The 20,263-nt window shown below is 65.1% G+C and carries 17 protein-coding genes; 9 read left to right on the forward strand and 8 right to left on the reverse strand.

The window, feature by feature from the left end; translation table 11 throughout:
• Positions 1–41 precede the first annotated feature (41 nt).
• Entirely contained in the window at positions 42–2,180 is a 2,139-nt protein-coding gene (locus tag XBLMG947_RS12720) for a TonB-dependent siderophore receptor (RefSeq protein ID WP_065469043.1), read from the forward strand.
• A gap of 449 nt (positions 2,181–2,629) precedes the next feature.
• The gene (hpaM, locus tag XBLMG947_RS12725) at positions 2,630–3,682 is read left to right on the forward strand and encodes a type III secretion-associated outer membrane-bound protein HpaM (RefSeq protein ID WP_065469044.1); all 1,053 of its coding nucleotides are present in this window, start codon (positions 2,630–2,632) and stop codon (positions 3,680–3,682) included.
• Positions 3,683–3,750: 68 nt separating this feature from the next.
• Here the strand turns inward: hpaM and asnB are convergent, their stop codons facing one another.
• The 8 genes from asnB to map form a co-directional block, all read right to left on the reverse strand.
• A complete protein-coding gene (gene asnB, locus XBLMG947_RS12730; protein WP_065469045.1) occupies positions 3,751–5,445 on the reverse strand; it encodes an asparagine synthase B in 1,695 nt (564 codons plus the stop codon).
• Positions 5,446–5,740: 295 nt separating this feature from the next.
• Positions 5,741–6,871 (reverse strand): succinyl-diaminopimelate desuccinylase, encoded by a 1,131-nt coding sequence (gene dapE, locus XBLMG947_RS12735; protein ID WP_065469046.1) that lies wholly within the window; start codon positions 6,869–6,871, stop codon positions 5,741–5,743.
• An 18-nt stretch (positions 6,872–6,889) separates the two neighbouring features.
• Positions 6,890–7,267, reverse strand: coding sequence for a GNAT family N-acetyltransferase (locus XBLMG947_RS21630; RefSeq protein WP_245228184.1), 378 nt, complete (start codon positions 7,265–7,267; stop codon positions 6,890–6,892).
• A 106-nt stretch (positions 7,268–7,373) separates the two neighbouring features.
• Positions 7,374–7,730 (reverse strand): arsenate reductase, encoded by a 357-nt coding sequence (locus tag XBLMG947_RS12745; RefSeq protein WP_065469047.1) that lies wholly within the window; start codon positions 7,728–7,730, stop codon positions 7,374–7,376.
• A complete protein-coding gene (locus XBLMG947_RS12750; RefSeq protein WP_065469048.1) occupies positions 7,727–8,200 on the reverse strand; it encodes a hypothetical protein in 474 nt (157 codons plus the stop codon). Before XBLMG947_RS12750 ends, XBLMG947_RS12745 begins: the two co-directional genes overlap by 4 nt.
• Positions 8,197–9,396, reverse strand: a complete 1,200-nt coding sequence (gene dapD, locus XBLMG947_RS12755; RefSeq protein WP_065469049.1) for a 2,3,4,5-tetrahydropyridine-2,6-dicarboxylate N-succinyltransferase — start codon at positions 9,394–9,396, stop codon at positions 8,197–8,199. The genes XBLMG947_RS12750 and dapD overlap by 4 nt, the downstream gene beginning before the upstream one ends.
• Before the next feature lie 16 nt (positions 9,397–9,412).
• A complete protein-coding gene (locus XBLMG947_RS12760) occupies positions 9,413–12,022 on the reverse strand; it encodes a [protein-PII] uridylyltransferase (protein WP_065469050.1) in 2,610 nt (869 codons plus the stop codon).
• The gene (map, locus tag XBLMG947_RS12765; protein WP_024744144.1) at positions 12,019–12,795 is read right to left on the reverse strand and encodes a type I methionyl aminopeptidase; all 777 of its coding nucleotides are present in this window, start codon (positions 12,793–12,795) and stop codon (positions 12,019–12,021) included. The genes XBLMG947_RS12760 and map overlap by 4 nt, the downstream gene beginning before the upstream one ends.
• A gap of 295 nt (positions 12,796–13,090) precedes the next feature.
• Between map and XBLMG947_RS12770 the strand changes: the two genes are divergently transcribed.
• The 7 genes from XBLMG947_RS12770 to rpsB all read left to right on the forward strand — a co-directional run bounded on the left by XBLMG947_RS12770 (position 13,091) and on the right by rpsB (position 20,095).
• The gene (locus tag XBLMG947_RS12770; RefSeq protein ID WP_065469083.1) at positions 13,091–13,615 is read left to right on the forward strand and encodes a Csu type fimbrial protein; all 525 of its coding nucleotides are present in this window, start codon (positions 13,091–13,093) and stop codon (positions 13,613–13,615) included.
• Positions 13,616–13,623: 8 nt separating this feature from the next.
• A complete protein-coding gene (locus tag XBLMG947_RS12775; protein ID WP_065469051.1) occupies positions 13,624–14,391 on the forward strand; it encodes a fimbrial biogenesis chaperone in 768 nt (255 codons plus the stop codon).
• Between the two features lie 16 nt (positions 14,392–14,407).
• Positions 14,408–16,759: a fimbria/pilus outer membrane usher protein gene (locus tag XBLMG947_RS12780; RefSeq protein WP_065469052.1), complete on the forward strand. Its 2,352-nt coding sequence runs from the start codon at positions 14,408–14,410 to the stop codon at positions 16,757–16,759.
• On the forward strand, positions 16,756–17,790 hold the full coding sequence (locus XBLMG947_RS12785) for a Csu type fimbrial protein (RefSeq protein ID WP_065469053.1): 1,035 nt from the start codon (positions 16,756–16,758) through the stop codon (positions 17,788–17,790). Before XBLMG947_RS12780 ends, XBLMG947_RS12785 begins: the two co-directional genes overlap by 4 nt.
• A 48-nt stretch (positions 17,791–17,838) precedes the next feature.
• On the forward strand, positions 17,839–18,168 hold the full coding sequence (locus XBLMG947_RS12790) for a hypothetical protein (protein ID WP_065469054.1): 330 nt from the start codon (positions 17,839–17,841) through the stop codon (positions 18,166–18,168).
• Positions 18,169–18,170: 2 nt separating this feature from the next.
• Complete coding sequence (locus tag XBLMG947_RS12795) at positions 18,171–18,884, forward strand: fimbrial biogenesis chaperone (protein ID WP_065469055.1); 714 nt, start codon at positions 18,171–18,173, stop codon at positions 18,882–18,884.
• 407 nt (positions 18,885–19,291) lie between these two features.
• Positions 19,292–20,095, forward strand: a complete 804-nt coding sequence (rpsB, locus tag XBLMG947_RS12800) for a 30S ribosomal protein S2 (protein WP_065469056.1) — start codon at positions 19,292–19,294, stop codon at positions 20,093–20,095.
• The last annotated feature ends 168 nt before the right edge of the window (positions 20,096–20,263 follow it).

Raw genomic sequence — 20,263 nt, forward strand, 5'->3', positions numbered from 1 at the left:
CATGCTAAGATGCACTTGATAACCATTCCCATTAGTGACCAATGCGCCCCACGCTTCTTGTCACCGCGCTCGCCGCTGCGCTCGCACTGCCCGCCCTGCCCGCCTTCGCTCAACACACCACCGCACCCGCCGTCACCGAGCTGGATGGCGTGGACGTCGTGGGTCGTGCGCAGACGCTCTACAAATCCGAAGACGCTGCCGTTGCCACTCGCACCGATACGCCGCTGGCGCTGGTGCCGCAATCGGTGCAGGTGCTGCCGCGCGAATTGATCGACGACCAGGCCGCGCGTCAGATCACCGATCTGTATCGCAGCATCAGTGGCATCAGCTTTTTCAGCTATGCCGGTGTGACCCTGCGCGGTTTCCGCCAGGAAAACGTGCTGTACGACGGCCTGCGCGGCGACCCGTATGCCGGCTTCTCGGTGCCGCAGCTGTTCAACATCGAACGCGTGGAAGTGCTCAAGGGTCCGGCCGGTGCGCTGTATGGCGGCGGCGAACCGGGTGGTGTGATCAACTACGTAACGCGCAAACCCGGCCATCAGGCGGAGCGGCGAATCGAACTGCAGGTCGGCAATCAATCCTTCGGTGCAACCTCGTTCGAAGCCACCGGCCCTGCACGCGCGGATGACCGCATCCGCTACCGCATCGGCGCCTATGCCGATGGCGAAGACGGATTTCGCTGGAATACCGATAGCCAGAGCCAGATTGGCGATGCGTCGGTGGCCTTCGATATCGGCGACACCGGCGAGCTCACCCTGCAGTACACCGACATCACCCAGAACCTGGGCGGTAACCGCCTGCGCGGCGTGCCGGTGGATAACGCCGGCAACTTCCTCACCGACCGCCGTTGGAACCACAACGAACCCACCGACTTCCTGGACATGCGTGCCAAGGTGGCATTTGCGCAATACCGGTTTGCGCCGTCCAGCGCGTGGGATGTGGACATGGCGCTGCGCTGGTTCAAGAACGACGAACATCAGATCTATCACGAGCCGATGGGCTTGATCGACCGCGATCGCGATGGCATCGCAGAGTGGATGACCCGGCAGTTGCGCAATCAATACCGCGACAACGATGCGATCTCCGGCAACGTCAACGCGGTGTTCCGCACCAGCACCGGCGCCATCGAGCACAAGCTGCTGACGGGCGCGGACGACTATCGGCTGGATGCGGATTTCCGCGCGCAAACGGCCAACACCGCCGACACCGGCCGCGTGCGCGGGCCAGTGCCGGGCATCGATCTGTTCAACCCGGTGTACGGCCGTAGCGGCTTTTACGATTACGGTCTGGACGCCCTGCCCTGGCGCGCCACCAGCACGCGCAGCCAACGCTATGGCGCGTATCTGCAGGACGAACTCACGCTGACCTCGCGCTGGTATGCAATGGCCGGGCTGCGCTGGGACGGCTTCAAGGACGACAACCTGCTGGACGGCTCGCGCGTCACCGGCAACGACCTCAGTTGGCGCGTCGGCAGCACCGTCGTACTGCGCGATGGCATCAACGCGTACGCAAGTTATGCCAGCGGCTTTCTGCCGCAGGATGCGGCCAATCAGGACAGCAGCGTGGGCGGCCCGTTCGCACCGGAACGCAGCACGCAATGGGAAGTGGGCCTGAAGGCTGCGCTCAACGACGGCGGGCTCACCCTCAACACGGCGCTGTATCGCATCGAGCGCAGCAACATCGTGCAAGCGAACGGCCGCATCGTCGATGGTGTCAATCAGCTCTCCGCGCTTGGTCTGGTGCGCAGCGAAGGCCTGGAAGTGGACGTGCTGGCCGATCTCACCGAGCGCTGGGTGCTCAACCTGACGTACGCCTACAACGATGCACGCGTGCTCGATGCGGGTACCAACGGCATCACCAATGCCTCTGGCGACCGCTTCGCCAATGCACCGCGCAACACGTTCGGCCTGTGGACGCGTTACGACCTACCCGGGTGGCGCTCGGCGATCGCCTTCGGTGCCGATTACGTGGGCGAACGCGTCAGCCTGGACGGGCAGCGCGTCAAACCGTATGCCATCTACGACATCAGCTGGCAGACGCAGTGGGACGCGTGGAAACTGCAGATCAACGTCAAGAACCTGTTCGACAAGGTCTACGCGGTGAGCGGTTTCAACACGCGTGCCGGGCATTTCCCCGGCGAGCCTCGCCGCATCTACGCGCAGCTGGCTTACAGTTTCTGACGGCCGGCGCAGCTGGCATGCGCGGCACGTCCGCCTGCCAGCTGCGGTGTCGATGCGGACAGCGCATCACGCCTGGGACTCTCACGCGCTCAAAGCAAGCTCTTGTTGGGAGAGAAAAACAGCGTTTCGCCTGCTGTCGCAATCGCATGCGCGAAATACCTGCCACCACGTGCACGTCGTGCGCCGGAACGGCGGAACTGGTTCACCGCTGGTGATCGCAACGCTGAGACAGCAGCGTGCTGCACGCGCAATGTGATGCAGGTCAGCCAACGCGACCGCATGCAACAGCCGATGCAGGCCCGACCGCAGCGAGGTAATGAACCTGCGCCGAATCGCGCGGGCGCGCATCGGCTAGACCTTAACGTCCGGTAAGACACACTAGCGCCCGTCGCGATGTGGAGCCTTGCTCCATCCATCGCCCTCCTTCCCCCCCACTGACCGGAATCCGCATGCCCTTGCTTGCCCGCTCCGTTTCCGCCCTGTTGCCACTCATGTTTGCCACTGCCTGCTCGGCAGCGCCGCCAGCCGAATCCGGCCCACCGGATGCGCCTGTGGCTGCCTGCACCGCCAAAGTACGTCCTGGCCAGGACCTGCAAAAAGCCATCGACAAACTGCCGCAAAGCGACAAGCCGTCAGTGCTTTGCCTGGAAAAAGGCGAATTTCCGCTCAACGGTTTGGTGTCGATCCATCGCGGCAATCTCACCCTGCGCGGCCAGGGCCCCAGCACCGTGGTGCGCATGGCCGATGGCGTGCAGCAGCCAGTGTTGGTGGTCGGCGATTACGAAAACCAGCAGCCCACCGGTGTGATCCGCAATGTCAGCATCGAAGACATGCAGATCGTCGCCAGCACCGGCGACAAGGAGTTCATGCCGGAGCGGCCGTACCTGAGCAATAGCGCGGTGGTGGTGCGATCCGGGCAAGGCATCCGGCTTGCCGGCCTGCAGGTCAACAAGTGCCGCAGCGCCTGCCTGCTGAGCGAGTACGATACGCGCGAGATCACCATCGAAAACAACGATGTGTCAGGTGCCATCTGGGACGGCGTTTCGTTCAACCGCACCGCCAAGGTCACGATGGTCAACAACTACATCCACGATAACGTGGCCGCAGGCCTGACTACCGAACACCTGGAAGATAGCGAGATCCGTAACAACCGCTTCGAGCGTAATGGCAGCCAGGGCATCTATCTGTCGGATGCGCGAGGTAATCGCTTCAGCAACAATCAGTTCGATGGCAACAAGGTGGCCGGTGTGTTCCTGGCCTGCGCGGTCCGCTATCGCACGCCTGAAATCCTGTGCTGGGACAACAGCATGAGCCAGGACAACGTGTTCGAGAACAACCGCTTCGTCAACACGCCGTTTACCTACACCATCGGGGTGGACCGTGCGGCCAACTGCAGCGCCGCCGACTTCAAGCCGAACCTGTGGCGCAACAACCAGGCCGAGATAGCGGGTGTGGATATCGAACCGCAGCGTTACGGTTACTGCGTGCGCCACGAGCAGTAAGCCACGTGCACGAAGCACAGCGGCCGGCGGTGCGACAATGCACGCCGGCCGCTGCCCTTATCGCGGCATTACGAGGCCAGTGCCTGCTCGTGCACCCCTGCAATCGCGCGGCCCGATGGGTCGGCCATTGCGGCAAAACTCGCATCCCAGGCAATCGCCGTCGGCGAGGAACACGCAATCGACTTGCCGCCAGGCACCGTTTCTGCTGCTGCCTGGCTTGGGAAAAACTGCTCGAACAAGGTGCGATAGAAATAGGCCTCCTTGGTCTGCGGCGGGTTGACCGGGTAGCGTCGGTCGGCGGCGGCGAGTTCACGGTCGCTCACGTTCGCTGCGGCATGCGCCTTCAGCCCGTCGATCCAGCCATAGCCGACGCCGTCGCTAAACTGCTCTTTCTGACGCCACAGGATCGATTCGGGCAGATAGCCGGAAAATGCTTCGCGCAGCACGCCCTTTTCCATGCGCGCGGCGCCGCTGCTGGTCTTGTCGATCATCTTGAAACGAGCGTCCATGTGCATCGCCACGTCGAGGAATTCGCGATCCAGGAACGGCACACGCGGCTCCACGCCCCAGGCCATCATCGACTTGTTCGCGCGCAGGCAATCGTAGTTGTTGAGCGCGTCGAGCTTGCGCACCAGCTCTTCGTGGAATTCGCGCGCGTTCGGCGCCTTGTGGAAATACAGGTAGCCACCGAAGATTTCATCGCTGCCCTCGCCGGAGAGCACCATCTTGACGCCCATCGCCTTGATCCGCCGTGCCAGCAAAAACATCGGTGTGGAGGCGCGAATGGTCGTGACGTCGTAGGTTTCGATGTGGCGAATGACGTCGGGCAACGCATCCAGACCTTCTTCGAAGGTGTATTCGAAGCCGTGGTGCACGGTACCCAGCGCTGCTGCGGCCACCTCCGCCGCAGCCAGGTCGGGCGAGCCTTTCAAGCCGATCGCGAACGAGTGCAAGCGCGGCCACCAGGCTTCGGTGGTGTCGTTTTCTTCGATGCGGTGACGGGCGTAGCGCGCGGCGACGGCCGCGACCAACGAAGAATCCAATCCACCCGACAACAGCACGCCATACGGCACGTCGGTCATCAGCTGACGATGCACCGCACGCTCGAAGGCTTCGCGCAATTCCTGCAGTTCCACCTGCACGCCTTCCACCTCGCCATAGTCGCGCCAGGCGCGTTCGTAGTAACGGCTCAGTACACCGGTGGCGCTGTCGTACCAATGGCCCGGCGGAAACTGCGCGGCATCGGCGCAATGGTCCACCAGCGATTTCAACTCCGAGGCCACCCGCAGCCGCCCTTCGCGGTCGTGGCCCCAGTACAGCGGCACCACGCCGATCGGATCGCGCGCGATGATCACCCGCCCGGCGGCCTTGTCCCACAGCGCGAACGCGAAGATGCCGTTGAGGCGGTTGAGATACGAAGCCGGCGCATCCTCGCGGTACAGCGCATTGATCACTTCGCAATCGGAGGCGGTCTGGAACGCGTACGGCTGCAGCAGCTCGGCCTTGAGTTCGCGATGGTTATAGATCTCGCCATTGACCGCCAGCGCGAGTTGCCCGTCTTCGGACAGCAACGGCTGCGAACCGCCGGCCGGGTCGACGATGGCCAGGCGCTCGTGCACCAGGATGGCCCCGGCATCGACGTACACGCCGCTCCAGTCGGGCCCGCGATGGCGCTGCCGCTGCGAACATTCCAGCGCCTGCCGGCGCAATGCCCGCAGGTCGTCACCGGGTTGCAGGCCGAAAATACCGAAGATGGAACACATGGAAACACTCCTGAAGAACTGCGGGGGTTGGCGGCCGGTGAAATAGCGTGCTGCACGGAAATGACACCCATAAAAAAAACCCGCATCGGCCGATGCGGGTTTTCTGATTCCTGGGCGTTTGGTGTACTTCGCCTAGTCGCAGACCCGCAGCGGCCGCGCACGATTATTGGCGCGCAGGTTGTTGCGGTTGGCGTTATTGAGGTTGGCGAGTCGAATGACCATGCGACCGAAGCTAACCGTTCGGTTTCACCGACGCAACTGTTTCAGCGGCAACGACAGCGTGTGCGTTGTCCGCTCACCCGACCAGCAAGCGCTCGATCAGCGTGCGATACAGCGCTGGCAGTGCTTGTAGATCGGCCACGCGCACATGCTCGTCGACCTGATGGATGCTGGCATTGACCGGGCCGACTTCGATGCATTGCGCGCCCAGCGGTGCAATGAAGCGCGCATCGGAAGTGCCGCCACCAGTGCTCTCTTCCGGCGGCGCACCGGCGAACTCGCCCAACACCTCACGCGCGACGCTGCGCAACCGCCCTTCCGGGGTGTAGAACGGCTCGCCGCTGCGATGCCAGCGCAGCGCGTAGTCCAGCGCATGCCGATCGAGCAGTGCGGTGATTTCGGCCTCCAGCCGCGGCGCATCCCAATGCGGGGTGTAGCGCAGATTGAACGCCACCTGCAGCTCGCCGGGAATCACGTTGTTGGCGCCGGTGCCGGCATGGATGTTGGAAAGTTGCAGGCTGGTCGGCGGGAAGCTTTCGAAGCCGTCGTCCCATTGCCGCGCGACCAATTCAGCCAGCGCAGGCGCTGCCAGATGGATCGGGTTGCGCGCCTTGTGCGGGTACGCCACATGCCCCTGCACACCCTTGACGATCAGCGTGCCGGACAAGCTGCCGCGACGGCCGACGCGCAACAGATCGCCCAAGCGCTCGGTGGACGACGGCTCGCCGGTGATGCACCAGTCGATCGTCTGCCCGCGTTCGCGAAACAGGTCTGCGACTCGGCGCACGCCATCGATGGCATCGCCCTCCTCGTCCGAAGTCAGCAACACTGCCAGCGTGCCGGTATGCGTGGGATGCGCGGCAACGAACTGCTCGGCGGCGACAACGAACGCGGCCACGCTGCCTTTCATGTCGGCCGTGCCGCGCCCGTACAACACGCCATCGCGGATCTGCGGTGCGAACGGATCGCTGGTCCACGCCTCGCGCGGACCGGGCGGCACCACGTCGGTATGCCCGAGTAACACCAACACCGGTGCACCGCTGCCGTGCGTGGCCCACAGATTGTCGACATCCCCCAGGCGCAGGTGTTCGCAGGCGAAGCCTGCGGCAGTCAAGCGCTCTGCAAGCAGTGCCTGGCAGCCGGCATCGTCGGGCGTGACCGACGCACGGGCGAGCAGATCGCAGGTCAACTCCAGCACATCGTTCATGTCATTGCCTCTCAGTCATCACAAGGTCGGCTCGGCAGTGCCTTCTTCGGCATGCCGTCCAGGCCACCGCAGCGTCCACACGCTGACCATAAAACGTTCGTTGCCCGGCATCCGACCGCGATGACTGCCTGTCTCCACGAAACCGCAGCGTCGATAGAACGCCTGCGCTGCACGATTCCCTTCCAGCAACTCCAACGTCAGTCCCATGGGATGCGCCTGCTTGGCCGCATCGACCAGCGCTGTGCCGACATCGCGGCGGCGCACGTCTGGCGCGACGTACAGCCAGGCCAGTTCGTGCGCGTCGTAGGCGACGAATCCGACCACCCGTTCGTCCAGCACTGCGACGCAGAGCCGGTAGTGGACGAACAAGCCCTCACGCTCGGCGGCGACCGACAAGGGCAGGAAGGCCTCCGCCAGCCCGGCTGCCGCAACTCGTCCTGACGCGCAGCATCGTGGACGGCGCACAGCGCCGACCAGTCGTCGTGGCGGTACGGCCGCAGCGTCACCCGATACCCAGGCGCTGCTTGAAACCATTGTCGGAGAAGCCCTGGCTGAAGGCGCCATCGTCGGTGATGACCACCGGCCGCCGAATCAGCTGCGGGTATTCGCGCAACAACAGTTTCCACTCCGCCTCCGAGCCGGGCGACTTCTTGTTGTCGGGCAACTGCCGCCAGGTGGTGGAAGACGTGTTGATCAAGGCATCGAATCCGCCGGCCTTGCCGGCCCACTCCAGCAGCGTCTCGGGCGAGGGCTTGTTGTCGCGGTAATCCACAAACGTATAGGCGACCCCGAAACGGTCCAGCCACTTGGTGGCCTTCTTGCAGGTGTCGCAGTTCTTCAATCCGTAGAGCGTGGTCATGTCGTACTCGCTTCAGCTGCCCGGCGCGCGCTCGCACGCGCCTGCAGCATGGTTGCCAATTGATGATGGTCTTGCTCGCGTGCCGGCAGGAACACCACGGCGTCGTGCTCGCCGTGCAATGTCAGCGCGAGCCGCACCGGCGGGACCAGCCAGGCAGCGTCCACCGCGCGCAGATGGGCAAGGTCCACGCGGCGAACGCGTCCGTGCTGCGCGATCTCCAGCGCGTCGCCTGCATCGCGCACCTGCGCCCACCGCCGGGAACACCAGACCTGCCGCACCGTCAACACCACCATCAGGGCCGGCACCAGCCAACGCAGGACCTCTCCCTGCCGCGGTGCGCCGTCGCGCAGCAACAAGCCTGCGACATAGACCGCGACCCATCCCAGCCAGATGGCCGGAATACCCCAGCGCGCCCAACCACTGGCAGCACGCGACAACATCGCGCCGGTGGCCGGGCGTGCCGTGCTCAATCCGCAAGCCCACGCAGCAACTCGTTGACGCTGGTCTTGCTGCGCGTTTTCGCATCCACCTGCTTGACGATCACCGCGCAATACAGCGAGTGCGATCCATCCTTGGAGGGCAGTTGGCCGGACACCACCACGCTGTACGGTGGCACGTACCCATAGGAACTCTCGCCGGTGGCGCGGTTATAGATGCGCGTGCTCTGGCCGATGAACACGCCCATGCCGATCACGCTGTGATGGCCGATGACCACGCCTTCGACCACTTCCGAGCGTGCACCGATGAAGCAATGGTCTTCGATGATGGTGGGGCTGGCTTGCAGCGGTTCGAGCACGCCACCGATGCCGGCACCGCCGGACAGATGGCAATGCTTGCCGATCTGCGCGCACGACCCCACCGTGGCCCAGGTGTCGACCATGGTGCCTTCGCCGACGTAGGCGCCGATATTGGTGAAGCTCGGCATCAGCACCACGTCCTTGCCGAAGTAACTGCCGCGACGCGCCACCGCGCCGGGCACCACGCGCACGCCGGCCTTGCGGAATTCGGCTTCATGGAAGCCTGCAAAGCGCGATTCCACCTTGTCCCAGAACGGCGCCGGCTGCGCATCGATCACCGCCATCTCGTTGACGCGGAAATACAGCAGCACGGCTTTCTTCAACCACGCGTTGACGGTCCAGCCGCCCTGCCCGTCCGGCTCGGCGACGCGGAATTCGCCGCTTTCCAGGCCGTCGATCACGCGGGTGACGATGGCGCGGGTGGAGCCGTCGATCTCGTCCAGGGTCAGCATCGCGCGACGTTCGAACGCGCTTTCGATCCCGAATTTCAGTTCGTCGCTGCCGACCTGCGTTGCGGCACTGTGCACGGCCTGCTCGGCGAGCGGTAGTTTCTTTGCAGCAGCCGTCTTCTTGCCGGCCGGCGCAGAGACCACCTTGGTCGGCTGCGTGGTCATGCGCGGCGCGGCGGACGCCGCGGTCTTGCCGACCGCCTTCCTTGCAGCGGTCTTCTGGCCTGCTGCGCCAGGCGCAACGGATTTCTTGCCGGGAGCGCCAGCCGTAGCGCGCTTCTTGCCGACGCCAACAACTGGCTTGGAGTCGGCAGCGACCGACGCCTTGGCGGCCTTGCCGCGCGCAGCACCCGCGGGCTTGGACGCTGCGTGGGTGGTGGTCGCGCTGGACGTGCGCGCAGTCTTCTTGCTGGTGGCCATGGGGGTCTCCGGAGTGCTAGACGGGGTCGAGGCAGGCGCACAGCGCATCGCGCAGGGCCTGCCGGGCGGATTCGGACAACGGGCGGGCGTGCTCGTCGGTGATCTGGAACTGGTCTTCGGCGCGCTCGCCGAAGGTGGCGATGCGCGCGTCGTGCACGCGCAGGTGCTGGATGCGCAACACATGCGCGACATCGGCGAGCAGGCCCGGGCGGTCGGGTGCGACCAGGCTGATGCGGGTACGGCGGCCACCGGCGCTTTCGCTGAATTCCACCCGCGGTGCGAAGCGGAAATGCCGCAACTGGCGTGGCACTGCGCGCCGTGCCGGGCGCACCTTCTGCAGGTCGCCGGCGAGCACCTGGCGCAGCGTTGCCGCCAGTCGCTGCGGGTCGCCGTCGGCGTATGTTTCCTGCGGCAATACTTCGAACACGTCGAAGATTGCGTCATGTGGCGCGTCCAGCACGCGTGCGCGATGGATGCCGTAGCCCTTGCGATCGAGCGTGGCCACGATGGCCGCAAACAGCCCATCGCGGTCGGGCGAATACACGAACACTTCCAGCGCATCGTTGTCAGGCACTGCGCGACGCGCCTTGACCAGGGTCTGGCCGATGTCCACTTCGATCAGCGCGGCGGCCTGCCAGGCCAATTGCTCGGGCCGGAAGCGCAGGAAATTCTCGTCCGGCATGCCGGCGAATTGCCGGTCGATGGTGGCATCGTCATGGCCTTGCGCCTGCATCAGCGCACGTGCGGATTCGCGCGCTTCGCGGAGCCGTTCTTCGCGCGGCGGCGGGTGCTCCAGGCCTTCGCGCAAGGCGCGGCGCGCAGCGAAATACAGATCCGCCAACAACCGGTCTTTCCATGCATTCCACAGCTTGGGACTGGTGCCGGCGATGTCGGCGCAGGTCAGCAGATACAGGTAATCCAGACGCTCGCGCGTGCCGACCAGGGTGGCGAAACGGTGGATCACTTCCGGGTCGGAAATGTCCTGCTTCTGCGCGGTGACCGACATGCGCAAGTGTTGCTCCACCAGCCAGGTCACCAGTTCGGTATCGCCTTGACTGAGGCGATGCGCGAGGCAGAACGCGCGCGCATCCACCGCACCCAGTTCGGAATGATCGCCGCCGCGGCCCTTGGCAATGTCGTGAAACAGCCCGGCCAGCAGCAGCAATTCCGGCTTGCGCAGGCGCGGCCACACTTCATGCGCGATCGAGAAACGCTCGTCGGCGCGCCCGGCGGCAAACAACGCGATGTTCCGCAGCACCATCAAGGTGTGCTGGTCCACCGTGTAGACATGGAACAGGTCGAACTGCATGCGTCCGGAAACGCTGGCGAATGCCGGGATCCACTGCCCCAGCACGCCCAGCCGCGCCATGCGATTGAGCGTTTCCACCGCACGCGGGCCGCGTAGCAGCGACATGAAGCGTTCGCGGGCAATGGCATCGGCAACCTCGTAAGCCGGCAGGTTGTGCAGTACCTCGGCCAGCGCGCGCGCGGTCAGCGAATGCAGCCCGCGCACCTCGCGATGCGCGGCCCATTGCGCAAACAGCGCGAACACCTGCAACACATCGCCGCCCGGCCAGCTCTCTGCATCGGCAGCCAGATAGCCGCGACGCAGGCTGAAGCCGCCACCGAGCGGTTCGGGCGTCGCTTCGCCATCGAACTGTTCTTCGAAGCGCTGCAACAACCGGTCGCTGATGCGGCGAATCAATGCAGCGCTGCAGTAGAAGCGCTGCATCATTTTTTCCACGCCCAGGCTTTCCAGGTCGTCGGCAAACCCGAGCCGCTCGGCGAGGGTCTTCTGATAATCGAAACGCAGGCGCTCTTCCGGTCGGTTGGCCACCATGTGCAGACCGAAACGCAGACGGGCAAGCGCTTCGCGTTCGCGGCGCAGCGCGGCTGCTTCGTCGCAGCCGACATGGCCCAGCCCGACCAAGGCTTCCAGGTCCTTGACCCCGAACGCACGCAAGGCCATCCAGCCCAGCGTCTGCAGATCGCGCAGACCGCCGGGGCCATCCTTGATGTCGGGTTCGAGATTATCGGCGGTGTCGCCGAAGCGCTGATGGCGCGCCAGCAATTCCTCGCGCTTGGCCTGGAAGAAGTCGCGCGGCGGCCACACCTGCGGCGGCGCGATCGCCGTCGCCAGCGCAGCGCGCGCGGCGGCATCGGCCACCAGCGCGCGCGATTCGATCAGCGCGGTGAGCACCGTCTGGTCGGCCGCGGCCACCGTGCATTGCGCGGGCGAGCGCACCGCGTGGCTGATTGGCAGACCCACATGCCACAGTAGCGCGAACAGGCGCGCCAAGTTTTGCTCATGCTGCTGCTGGGCCGCGCTTTCGCCCAGCACCAGCACATCCACATCCGAACGCGGGAACAGTTCGCCACGCCCGTAGCCGCCGACCGCATGCAGCGACAAACCGCTATCGGCCGGAATGCAGCGGGTCCAGGCGTTACGCATCAATTGGTCGACTGCGCGTGCGCGCAACGCGACCAGCCGCTCGATCGGCTCGCCCTGATCGAAACGTTTGCACAGGCGCGTGTCCGCGTGCACCAGCAGCGGACGGGCCTGTGCGGCCCATTCCGCGTCGCCGGCGACACCCGGGTCGGGTCGCTCCGCCGGCGCGTCCGTCATACCGGCGCGGGCGAATTGGCCGACAGCGTCAGCACGTCCACGCCGTCTTCGGTGACCGCCACCATGTGTTCCCACTGCGCAGACAACTTGCGGTCCTTGGTGACCACGGTCCAGCCGTCCGGCAGCGTCTTATGGTGATAGGTGCCTTCGTTGATCATCGGTTCGATGGTGAAGGTCATCCCCGGTTTGAGCACCAGGCCTTCGCCCGGACGGCCGTAATGCATCACCTGCGGCTCGTCGTGATAGACCTTGCCGATGCCGTGGCCGCAGTAATCACGCACCACGCTGAAGCGCTCGGATTCGGCGAACTTCTGGATGGCATGGCCCACATCGCCCAGCGTGGCGCCCGGCTTGACCGCCCGGATACCGCGCCACATCGCTTCATACGTGGTGTCGACCAGGCGCTTGGCCATCACCGACGGGGTCCCGACGTAGTACATGCGACTGGTATCGCCGTGCCAGCCGTCCTTGATGACGGTGACGTCGATATTGACGATGTCGCCGTCCTTCAACACCTTGGCTGCGCTCGGGATGCCGTGGCAGATCACGTTATTGACCGAGGTACACACGCTTTTGGGGAAGCCGCGGTAACCCACGTTGGCAGGAATGGTGCCCTGCACGTTGACGATGTGGTCGTGGCAGATACGGTCCAGCTCGGCAGTGGTCACGCCCGGTTGAACGTACGGAGCCACGACATCGAGCACTTCGGCGGCCAGGCGGCCAGCGACGCGCATCAGTTCGATTTCTTCTTTGGTTTTTAGATTGACGCTCATGGCCGCGATTATCGCCGATTCGGGCTGAATCTGAACGCCCGAGGTGCTACGTGCTGCAAGCGGGCGGGAGAACAGCAATCTGGCGCGGGCGCGGAGATCTTTGTGAACCCGCGCAACCTCCGCCAATTCGATGGCGACCGACGTCAAGCAATGGGCGCCGCACTTCGGCAAAAAGGCTTGCCAAAGGGACTTTAGAGTCATGTGAAAGCGGCGTTAATTAATGGCACGGCTGATGCATTGCCTTCAGCACGACATCCCGTCGCCTCAAATGACCAGTTCGGTCAAGGAAATGTCCATGCGCACTGCCCGCCCTGTCCTGCTGTCCCTCGGCCTGCTGTCGACCATTGGCGTTGCCACTGCAGCAGATACCACCACATTCAATGTCAAGATCGCCGTCACCAAGGCCTGCACGATCACCGCAGCCTCTGCGACGGACGTCGACTTCGGCTCGGTGCTTTCGACCTCGACCGCCAATGCCGACGCCAACGGCAGCGTGACCGCGCAGTGTACCGCGCTGACTCCGTACAACATCGCGTTGAGCGCGGGCAGCAATGCCGGCACCGCCAACGACGTCACCACCCGCCGGATGAAGAATGCCGACCCGCTGGTCACCACCAACAACTTCATTGCCTACCAGCTGTATCAGGACCTGGGACGCAGCACGGTCTGGGGCAGCACCAGCGGCACCAATACGCTGAGCCGCACCGCGACCGGCATCAACCAGGTCTACCCGGTCTACGGCCGTGTGACCAACCCGTCCGCCAACAATCCCGCCACCGGTAGCTACCAAGATACGATCACCGCAACGATTGTCTACTGAGCCCGCGCATGACACTGCACCAGCCGTCATCACGCCTGCCGACTTGGCTGGCTCCGACCGGACTACGCGTGCTTCTGGCGCTGGCCGGTGCGTGGTCGCTGCAGGCCGCGCACGCCGCCAGCCTGCAGCTGGCGCCGACCTCGCTGACGCTGAGCGCGCAGCAGTCCGCTGACGGACTGTGGCTGAGCAACAGCGGCGGTGCGCCGGTACAGGTGCAGACCCGTGCCTATCGTTGGACACAGACCGATGGCAAGGACCAACTCGATCCGACCCAGGACCTGCTGATCAGCCCACCGATGCGCACCCTTGCCGCTGGCGAACGCCAGCTCATCCGGGTGATTCGCGCCGGACCTGCGCCTACCGGCCAGGAAGCCTGTTACCGCATCATCGTCGACGAACTGCCCAACGCCGATGCCGATCGCAAGGGCATGCAGTTCGTGCTGCGCTACTCGGTGCCGATCTTCGTGCTGCCGCCCGGCAAGACCGAGCCCATGCCGATCCTGCGCACTCAGGTGGTCGCCGGCAGCGACGGCAATGCGCAGATCCAGATCAGCAACACCGGCGATGGACACGCCCAGGTCGCCGACCTGCGGCATCAGGTCGATGGGGCGACCAAAACCGCATTGAACGGTCTGGTCGGCTATGTGCTGGCCGGCCAGACCATGCGCTGGTCGCTGGGCGCACCGCTGGCCCAGTTCGGGCACGGCACCATCATCGCAAGGATCAATGGTGAGGCGGACGAACGCACCCTGTTGGCAGCGCCTGCGGCGCCGTGATGCGGGGCGGCTGGCGATGACGCTGCTCGCGACCGCCACCAGCCTGGCCTACGGCGCCTCCGGCGACCTGGCCGATATGACAACGCTCCCGGATCAGGCGCAGCAAAGCGCTGCGGCCTTGCCGCAGACGCTGTATCTGGACGTCACCCTGAATCAGGCCGACCGCGGCCTGGCGCCGTTCGAACTGATCGACGGCCACCTGCGTGGCTCGGTCGAAACGCTGCGCAAGCTGGGCTTCGTCCTGGCCGACCGCGCTGCCGGGGACCTGATCGACCTGGACCGACTGCCCGATGTGGAAGTGCGTTACGACGCCGCGCTGCAGCGGCTCGCGCTGCAGGTGCCGTTGGCGCAACTGTCGCTCTCCACCACGGTCCTGAAGGCCGAACAAATCGCGCCGCCGAGCGCTATCGCTTCGCCCGGCGTGCTGATCAATTACGACCTCTATGCCACGCGCAACACCGGCTCCAGCAACGTGTCGCTGGCGACCGAACTGCGCGGCTTCGGCATCGGTCGCGGCATGATCGACACCACCGCCGTGTTCCTGGCCTACGACAGACCGCAGGACGGGCGCTGGCGCAGTGAAGCGGTGCGCCTGGACAGCGCCTGGCAGATGGATTTTCCCGACAGCGCCACCAGCCTCACCGTCGGCGACTTCTACAGTGGCTTTGTGGACTGGAGCCGCTCGATCCGCCTGGGCGGCGTGCAGGTCGGCCGCAATTACGCGTTGCAGCCGTACCGCGTGTTGACACCGACGCCCAGCTTCCTGGGCGAAGCGGTGGTGCCATCGACCGTGGAGCTTTACGTCGATGGCCTGCGCCAGTACAGCGGCCAGGTGCCTGCCGGCCCCTTCCAACTGGCCGCGCAACCGGGCATCAGCGGCACCGGCCAGGCGCAGATCGTGGTGACCGATGCCTTCGGCCAGGTGCGTCGGCTGGACTTTGCGTTCTACGGCACGCCGCAATTGCTGGCACGCGGCATTTCTGAGTGGTCGGCCGGCATTGGCCACCTGCGCCAGGACTATGGCGTGCGCTCGTTTTCCTACGAATCGCGCACCGTGGCCAGCGCCACCTTGCGCAAAGGCCTGCGCGAGGACGTCACCATCGAAGCGCATGCCGAAGCCGGCGGTGGCGTGGTCAATGCCGGTGCCGGCGGTGTGTGGTTGCTTGGCGTGGGCGGTGTGTTCAACGCCGCCTACGCGCACAGCCGGATGGACGCGCTGCGGGGCGGCCAGTACGTGCTGGGCTACGCCTGGAATAACCGGCGTTTCAACCTCAATCTGGCCACCCAGCGCACCCACGGCGACTACCGCGACCTGGGTGCGCTGCAAGGCGCGTTACCGGCACGCATCAGCGACCGCGCGGTGTTCGGCGTCAACGTCAATCAGATCGGCTCGCTGGGCACCAGCTACGTGCGGTTGAGTTATCCGCAGGGCGAGACCTCGCGCTACGCCAGCCTGTTCTGGTCGCGCAGTTTCGGGCGCAACTGGGCCGCCAACCTGTCCGGCAATCAAAATCTGGACGTCCACAGCGATCGCAGCCTGTACCTGTCGCTGTCAACTACCTTCGGCGAGTTGCGCCAGGCCAGCGCATCGATGCAGCGCAACGGCAACCGCACCGGATTCGTCGCCGATGTCAGCCAGCCGTTGCCCGGCGACGGCGACCTGGGCGGCATCGGCTGGCGCGTGCAGGGACGCGCCGGCGACGATGCCAGTGGCGGGCTGGCCGAGCTGGGCTGGTTGAATCGGATCGGCCGCTACAACCTCGGCGCGGCCAATCAGGGCGGCGACAGCTTTGGCTATGCCAGCGCCAGTGGCAGCCTGGTGTGGATGAACGGTCGCGGCTTCGCCGCACGCGATATCCAGGATGCGTTCGCGGTGGTCTCCACAGACGGCCAGGCCGGCATTCCGGTCCGGCTGGAGAATCGCCTGATCGGCGTCACCGACGCTCGTGGCATGCTGCTGGTGACACCCCTGCAATCGTGGCAACGCAATCAATTGTCGATCGATACCTTGAACCTGCCGGCAGATCTGCGTGTGGACCGCGTCGATACCGCCGTCACCCCGCGCCAGCAATCCGGGGTGGCGGTGCGTTTTGGCATCACCCGCGTGCGCGCGGCGATCATCGTGCTGCACGATGCGCAAGGCGTGCCGTTGCCGGTCGGCAGCGTGGTGCAGCGCGAGGGCGACGCCGAGCGCGTGGTGGTCGGCTACGACGGCGAAACCTATCTGGACAACCTGCAGCACGACAACCGCCTCCTGGTCGAATTGCCGGAGGGGCGCTGCACCGCACAGTTCGTCTATCCCTCCAATCCCAGCGGAATTCCGCGTATCGGTCCGCTGCCCTGTGTGGGTGAGCAGAAAGCGCCATGACCAGGTACGCACCTTGGCGCCTGCTGCTGGCGCTGACCCTCGCTACCCTGTGGCTTGCGCCCAGCCAGGCGGCGCGGGCGGACACCACCTGCACGGCCACCCTGGGCACGACGCTGGCGTTCGGCAATGTCGCCGCCAATGGCACCACCGATGCGGTGGCAACGCTCAACGTCTCCTGTGCGACCGCCGCGCTCAGCGTCCTGGGGTACGCGCAGGTGAGCCTGTGCCTGGATCTGGGGCCCGGTAGCGCCAGTGGCGGCCTGTATGCGCCGCGCCGTATGCGCAACTCCACCAGCGACAGCCTGGACTTCCAGATCTATAGCAATGCCTCACGCACCCAGGTCTGGGGCGCCACCGCATCGACCACTCCCTCACCGGTTCTATTGACGCTGTCGTACGGCGTCCCGGTGATCACCGGCGGCTCGCAGACCACCAGCGTCACGCTGTACGGGCGCATTCCAACCAATCAAATCCTGTCGATCGGCAACCACACCAGCACGTTCGGCGGCACCGACACGGTGCTGCGCTATTCCTACAACGAGAGCGTCATCGGCGTCCCACCGGCGCCGAGCAGTTGTACGGCCGGTGGCACCGGCAGCAAGACCGCCAGCAACGCGTTCCCCTTCACCGCCTCGGCCAACGTGCCGGCACGCTGCAACACCTATGTCACCACCGACCTGGATTTCGGCAGCATCGCCGGCAGCATCAATACCGCCATCGACCGCACCTCCACCATCAGCCTGGCCTGCACCAACCGCACCGCCTGGAACATCGGCCTGGACAACGGCGTCAACGCCAGCGGCGGCACCCGACGCATGCGCCATGCCTCCAGCGCCAACTATGTCGCCTACCAACTCTACCGGGATGCCGGGCGCGCCAACCTCTGGGGCGCCACGATCGGCGTGGATACGCTGGCCGGCACCGGCAACGGCGGGACCCAGACGGTCACCGTCTACGGGCGTGCGGCCGCCTCGCAACTGCCCATCGCAGGGGCCTACAACGACACGGTGACGGTCTCCATCACTTACTGACAGTTAATAAAGTTCGCTATGGGCACGTCGCTATTTGTTACGTCTCCAATGCAAACGATTGCCTTCATGACACTGGTCACTCTCCTGAAGCGCTTGGCTTTGGTTGCTTTCGCCTGCGCCGCGGCCTCTACTGCGGCAAGCGCGGCCACCGGGCTGGGGCCGGAAAATTCCACACTGCACATCGGCCTGCGCCTGCTCAGTGGCTGCGAATTGCGGACCACGCCGCCACGCGCCAGTTGTTCCCGGGGCACGCCGATGGCGATCGCCGAGCCGGCCGGCAGCGAAGTGCCTTACGTCACCAGCACCGGCCAGGACGCCGCCGCACTCGCCGGGCCGACGTCCGCCGGCAGCGCGCGCATCACCACCATCGCATTCTGAGCATGACCACGCCCCGCCACGTTCGCGGTCTGCTGGCTTCGGTGTTGGCCCTGGCCTGCGTCGCGGGAAGCGGCGCCGCCAGCGCTGCCGAGATCGCCATCGCTCCGACCACTGCGCATATTCCGGCCGACAGCGATCAGGCCACCGTCTGGCTCTACAACCAGGCCGCGCAGCCATGGCGCGCAGACGCCAAGCTCTACCGCTGGCGCCAGAACGGCGAGCGCGAACTGCTCGAGCCGGCCACCGGCGCCACCGTCAGCCCGTCGCATTTCGAAATACCGTCGCAGGGCCGACAGCTGCTGCGCGTGATCCGACTCGGCCCCAGCCCCGCCCACGCCGAAGACAGCTACCGACTCGTCGTCACCCAGCACGCCATCGGCAACGAGAGCGAATTGCTGCGCTATTCCACTCCGGTGTTTGCACTGCCCAGCCAACCCAGCGCAGCGCAACCGGCACTGCAGGCCACCCTGGCCGGACAAGGCAGCCAGCGTACTTTGCGGATCTATAACTCCGGCCTCAGCCATGCGCGCCTGGCTGATCTGGCCTATATCGATGCCGGCGGCACCCGCCGCCGCATCCGCGACGACCTCGCCGGCTACGTGCTAGCCGGGCAGACACGCCAATGGGCTTTGCCCGCCAACCTGCCCGCGGGCAGCGGCCGCTTTGTGGTGCGTATCAACAGCGATATCGAGAGTACGTTGGCCTTGGAACCGTGAACCGTGAACCGTGAATGGGGAATGGGGAATGGGGAATCGGGAATCGGGAATTGGTAGAGCGCTGTGCGGTGGCTGATCGCTTCTGGACCTGTGCATGTTCAGGTGAACTAGGCTTCCCGCTTCCCGCCAATTGCACCATGCCCCCTAGACGGCTATACTCCGCCGGCTGTTTTGCGTCTCTTACGCATTGCGTCGTCCACGTCGGACGTCACCGACGAATTCACACCTGCTGCCGCCATCCGCGCCGGGGTGCCCTCACAAGGGGTTCGTCGCGGAGGCAACAGGGAAGCCCAACCCCGGAATCTTGTGCGTTTTGATGCGAGTTGCTCGCAAGAACCGCGCAGTCCCTGTGCGGACTTGCAACAACAAGCCGCGCACGGCGATTCCGCTCTTACGGAGTTACTGCAATGCCCCAAGTCACCATGCGTCAGATGCTGGAAGCCGGCGTCCATTTCGGCCACCAGACCCGCTACTGGAACCCCAAGATGGCGCCGTACATCTTCGGCGCGCGCGGCAAGATCCACATCATCAACCTCGAGAAGACCGTTCCGCTCTTCAACGACGCGATGAACTTCCTCTCCTCGATCGCGCAGAAGCGCGGCACCGTGCTGTTCCTGGGCACCAAGCGCAGCGCGCGCGAGTCCATCAAGGAAGAAGCAGAGCGTTGCAACATGCCGTTCATGACCCAGCGCTGGCTCGGCGGCACGCTGACCAACTTCCGCACCGTCAAGCAGTCGGTCGCCCGCCTGAAGGAACTGGAAGCCGCTGAAACCGACGGCACCTTCGAAAAGCTGGTCAAGCACGAAGTGCTGGGCCTGCGTCGTGAGCGCGAAAAGCTGGACGCCTCGCTCGGCGGCATCAAGGAAATGAACCGCCTGCCCGACGCGATCTTCGTGATCGACATCGGCCATGAAGACATCGCCATCAAGGAAGCCAAGAAGCTCGGCATCCCGGTGATCGCCGTGGTCGACACCAACTACGATCCGGCCCTGGTCGACTACGCCATCCCGGGTAACGACGACGCCATCCGCGCCGTGCAGCTGTACGCACGTGCCGCTGCCGATGCCGTGCTGGAAGGCAAGGCCGCTGCGCCGAACTCGGCGTCGGTGCGCGAAGAAGAGTTCTCGGCCGAAGGCGCCGACGAAGGCAAGGGCCGTCGCGCTCCGGCCAAGAAGGGCGAGAAGAAGGCCGACGCCACGGCTGCCGAGTAATCGGCATGCAATGCGGCCGCACCATGCTGTGCGGCCGCAGCCCCGACGGTGCCATCACGGCCCGTCGTTGAGGCCACTGACTACATCTACGGGGGCGGCGGCATGCTGCACCGTCTCCTACTGGCGGAATCACTTCCGCCGCACGCATTCGTCCATATGAGGTAATTC

Origin of the sequence: Xanthomonas bromi (genome assembly GCF_900092025.1) — a bacterium.
In the GTDB taxonomy this organism is placed as follows: domain Bacteria; phylum Pseudomonadota; class Gammaproteobacteria; order Xanthomonadales; family Xanthomonadaceae; genus Xanthomonas; species Xanthomonas bromi.

What these genes read in the sequence shown, in the direction of transcription:
- XBLMG947_RS12720 (WP_065469043.1), top strand. Translation starts at nt 42, where the DNA reads ATGCGCCCCACGCTTCTTGTCACCGCGCTCGCCGCTGCGCTCGCACTG.
- XBLMG947_RS12790 (WP_065469054.1), top strand. Translation starts at nt 17,839, where the DNA reads ATGCAAACGATTGCCTTCATGACACTGGTCACTCTCCTGAAGCGCTTG.
- XBLMG947_RS12775 (WP_065469051.1), top strand. Translation starts at nt 13,624, where the DNA reads ATGACACTGCACCAGCCGTCATCACGCCTGCCGACTTGGCTGGCTCCG.
- dapE (WP_065469046.1), bottom strand. Translation starts at nt 6,871, where the DNA reads ATGAACGATGTGCTGGAGTTGACCTGCGATCTGCTCGCCCGTGCGTCG.
- XBLMG947_RS12760 (WP_065469050.1), bottom strand. Translation starts at nt 12,022, where the DNA reads ATGACGGACGCGCCGGCGGAGCGACCCGACCCGGGTGTCGCCGGCGAC.
- rpsB (WP_065469056.1), top strand. Translation starts at nt 19,292, where the DNA reads ATGCCCCAAGTCACCATGCGTCAGATGCTGGAAGCCGGCGTCCATTTC.
- map (WP_024744144.1), bottom strand. Translation starts at nt 12,795, where the DNA reads ATGAGCGTCAATCTAAAAACCAAAGAAGAAATCGAACTGATGCGCGTC.
- XBLMG947_RS12785 (WP_065469053.1), top strand. Translation starts at nt 16,756, where the DNA reads ATGACCAGGTACGCACCTTGGCGCCTGCTGCTGGCGCTGACCCTCGCT.
- hpaM (WP_065469044.1), top strand. Translation starts at nt 2,630, where the DNA reads ATGCCCTTGCTTGCCCGCTCCGTTTCCGCCCTGTTGCCACTCATGTTT.
- XBLMG947_RS12745 (WP_065469047.1), bottom strand. Translation starts at nt 7,730, where the DNA reads ATGACCACGCTCTACGGATTGAAGAACTGCGACACCTGCAAGAAGGCC.
- asnB (WP_065469045.1), bottom strand. Translation starts at nt 5,445, where the DNA reads ATGTGTTCCATCTTCGGTATTTTCGGCCTGCAACCCGGTGACGACCTG.
- dapD (WP_065469049.1), bottom strand. Translation starts at nt 9,396, where the DNA reads ATGGCCACCAGCAAGAAGACTGCGCGCACGTCCAGCGCGACCACCACC.
- XBLMG947_RS12770 (WP_065469083.1), top strand. Translation starts at nt 13,091, where the DNA reads ATGCGCACTGCCCGCCCTGTCCTGCTGTCCCTCGGCCTGCTGTCGACC.
- XBLMG947_RS12780 (WP_065469052.1), top strand. Translation starts at nt 14,408, where the DNA reads ATGACGCTGCTCGCGACCGCCACCAGCCTGGCCTACGGCGCCTCCGGC.
- XBLMG947_RS12795 (WP_065469055.1), top strand. Translation starts at nt 18,171, where the DNA reads ATGACCACGCCCCGCCACGTTCGCGGTCTGCTGGCTTCGGTGTTGGCC.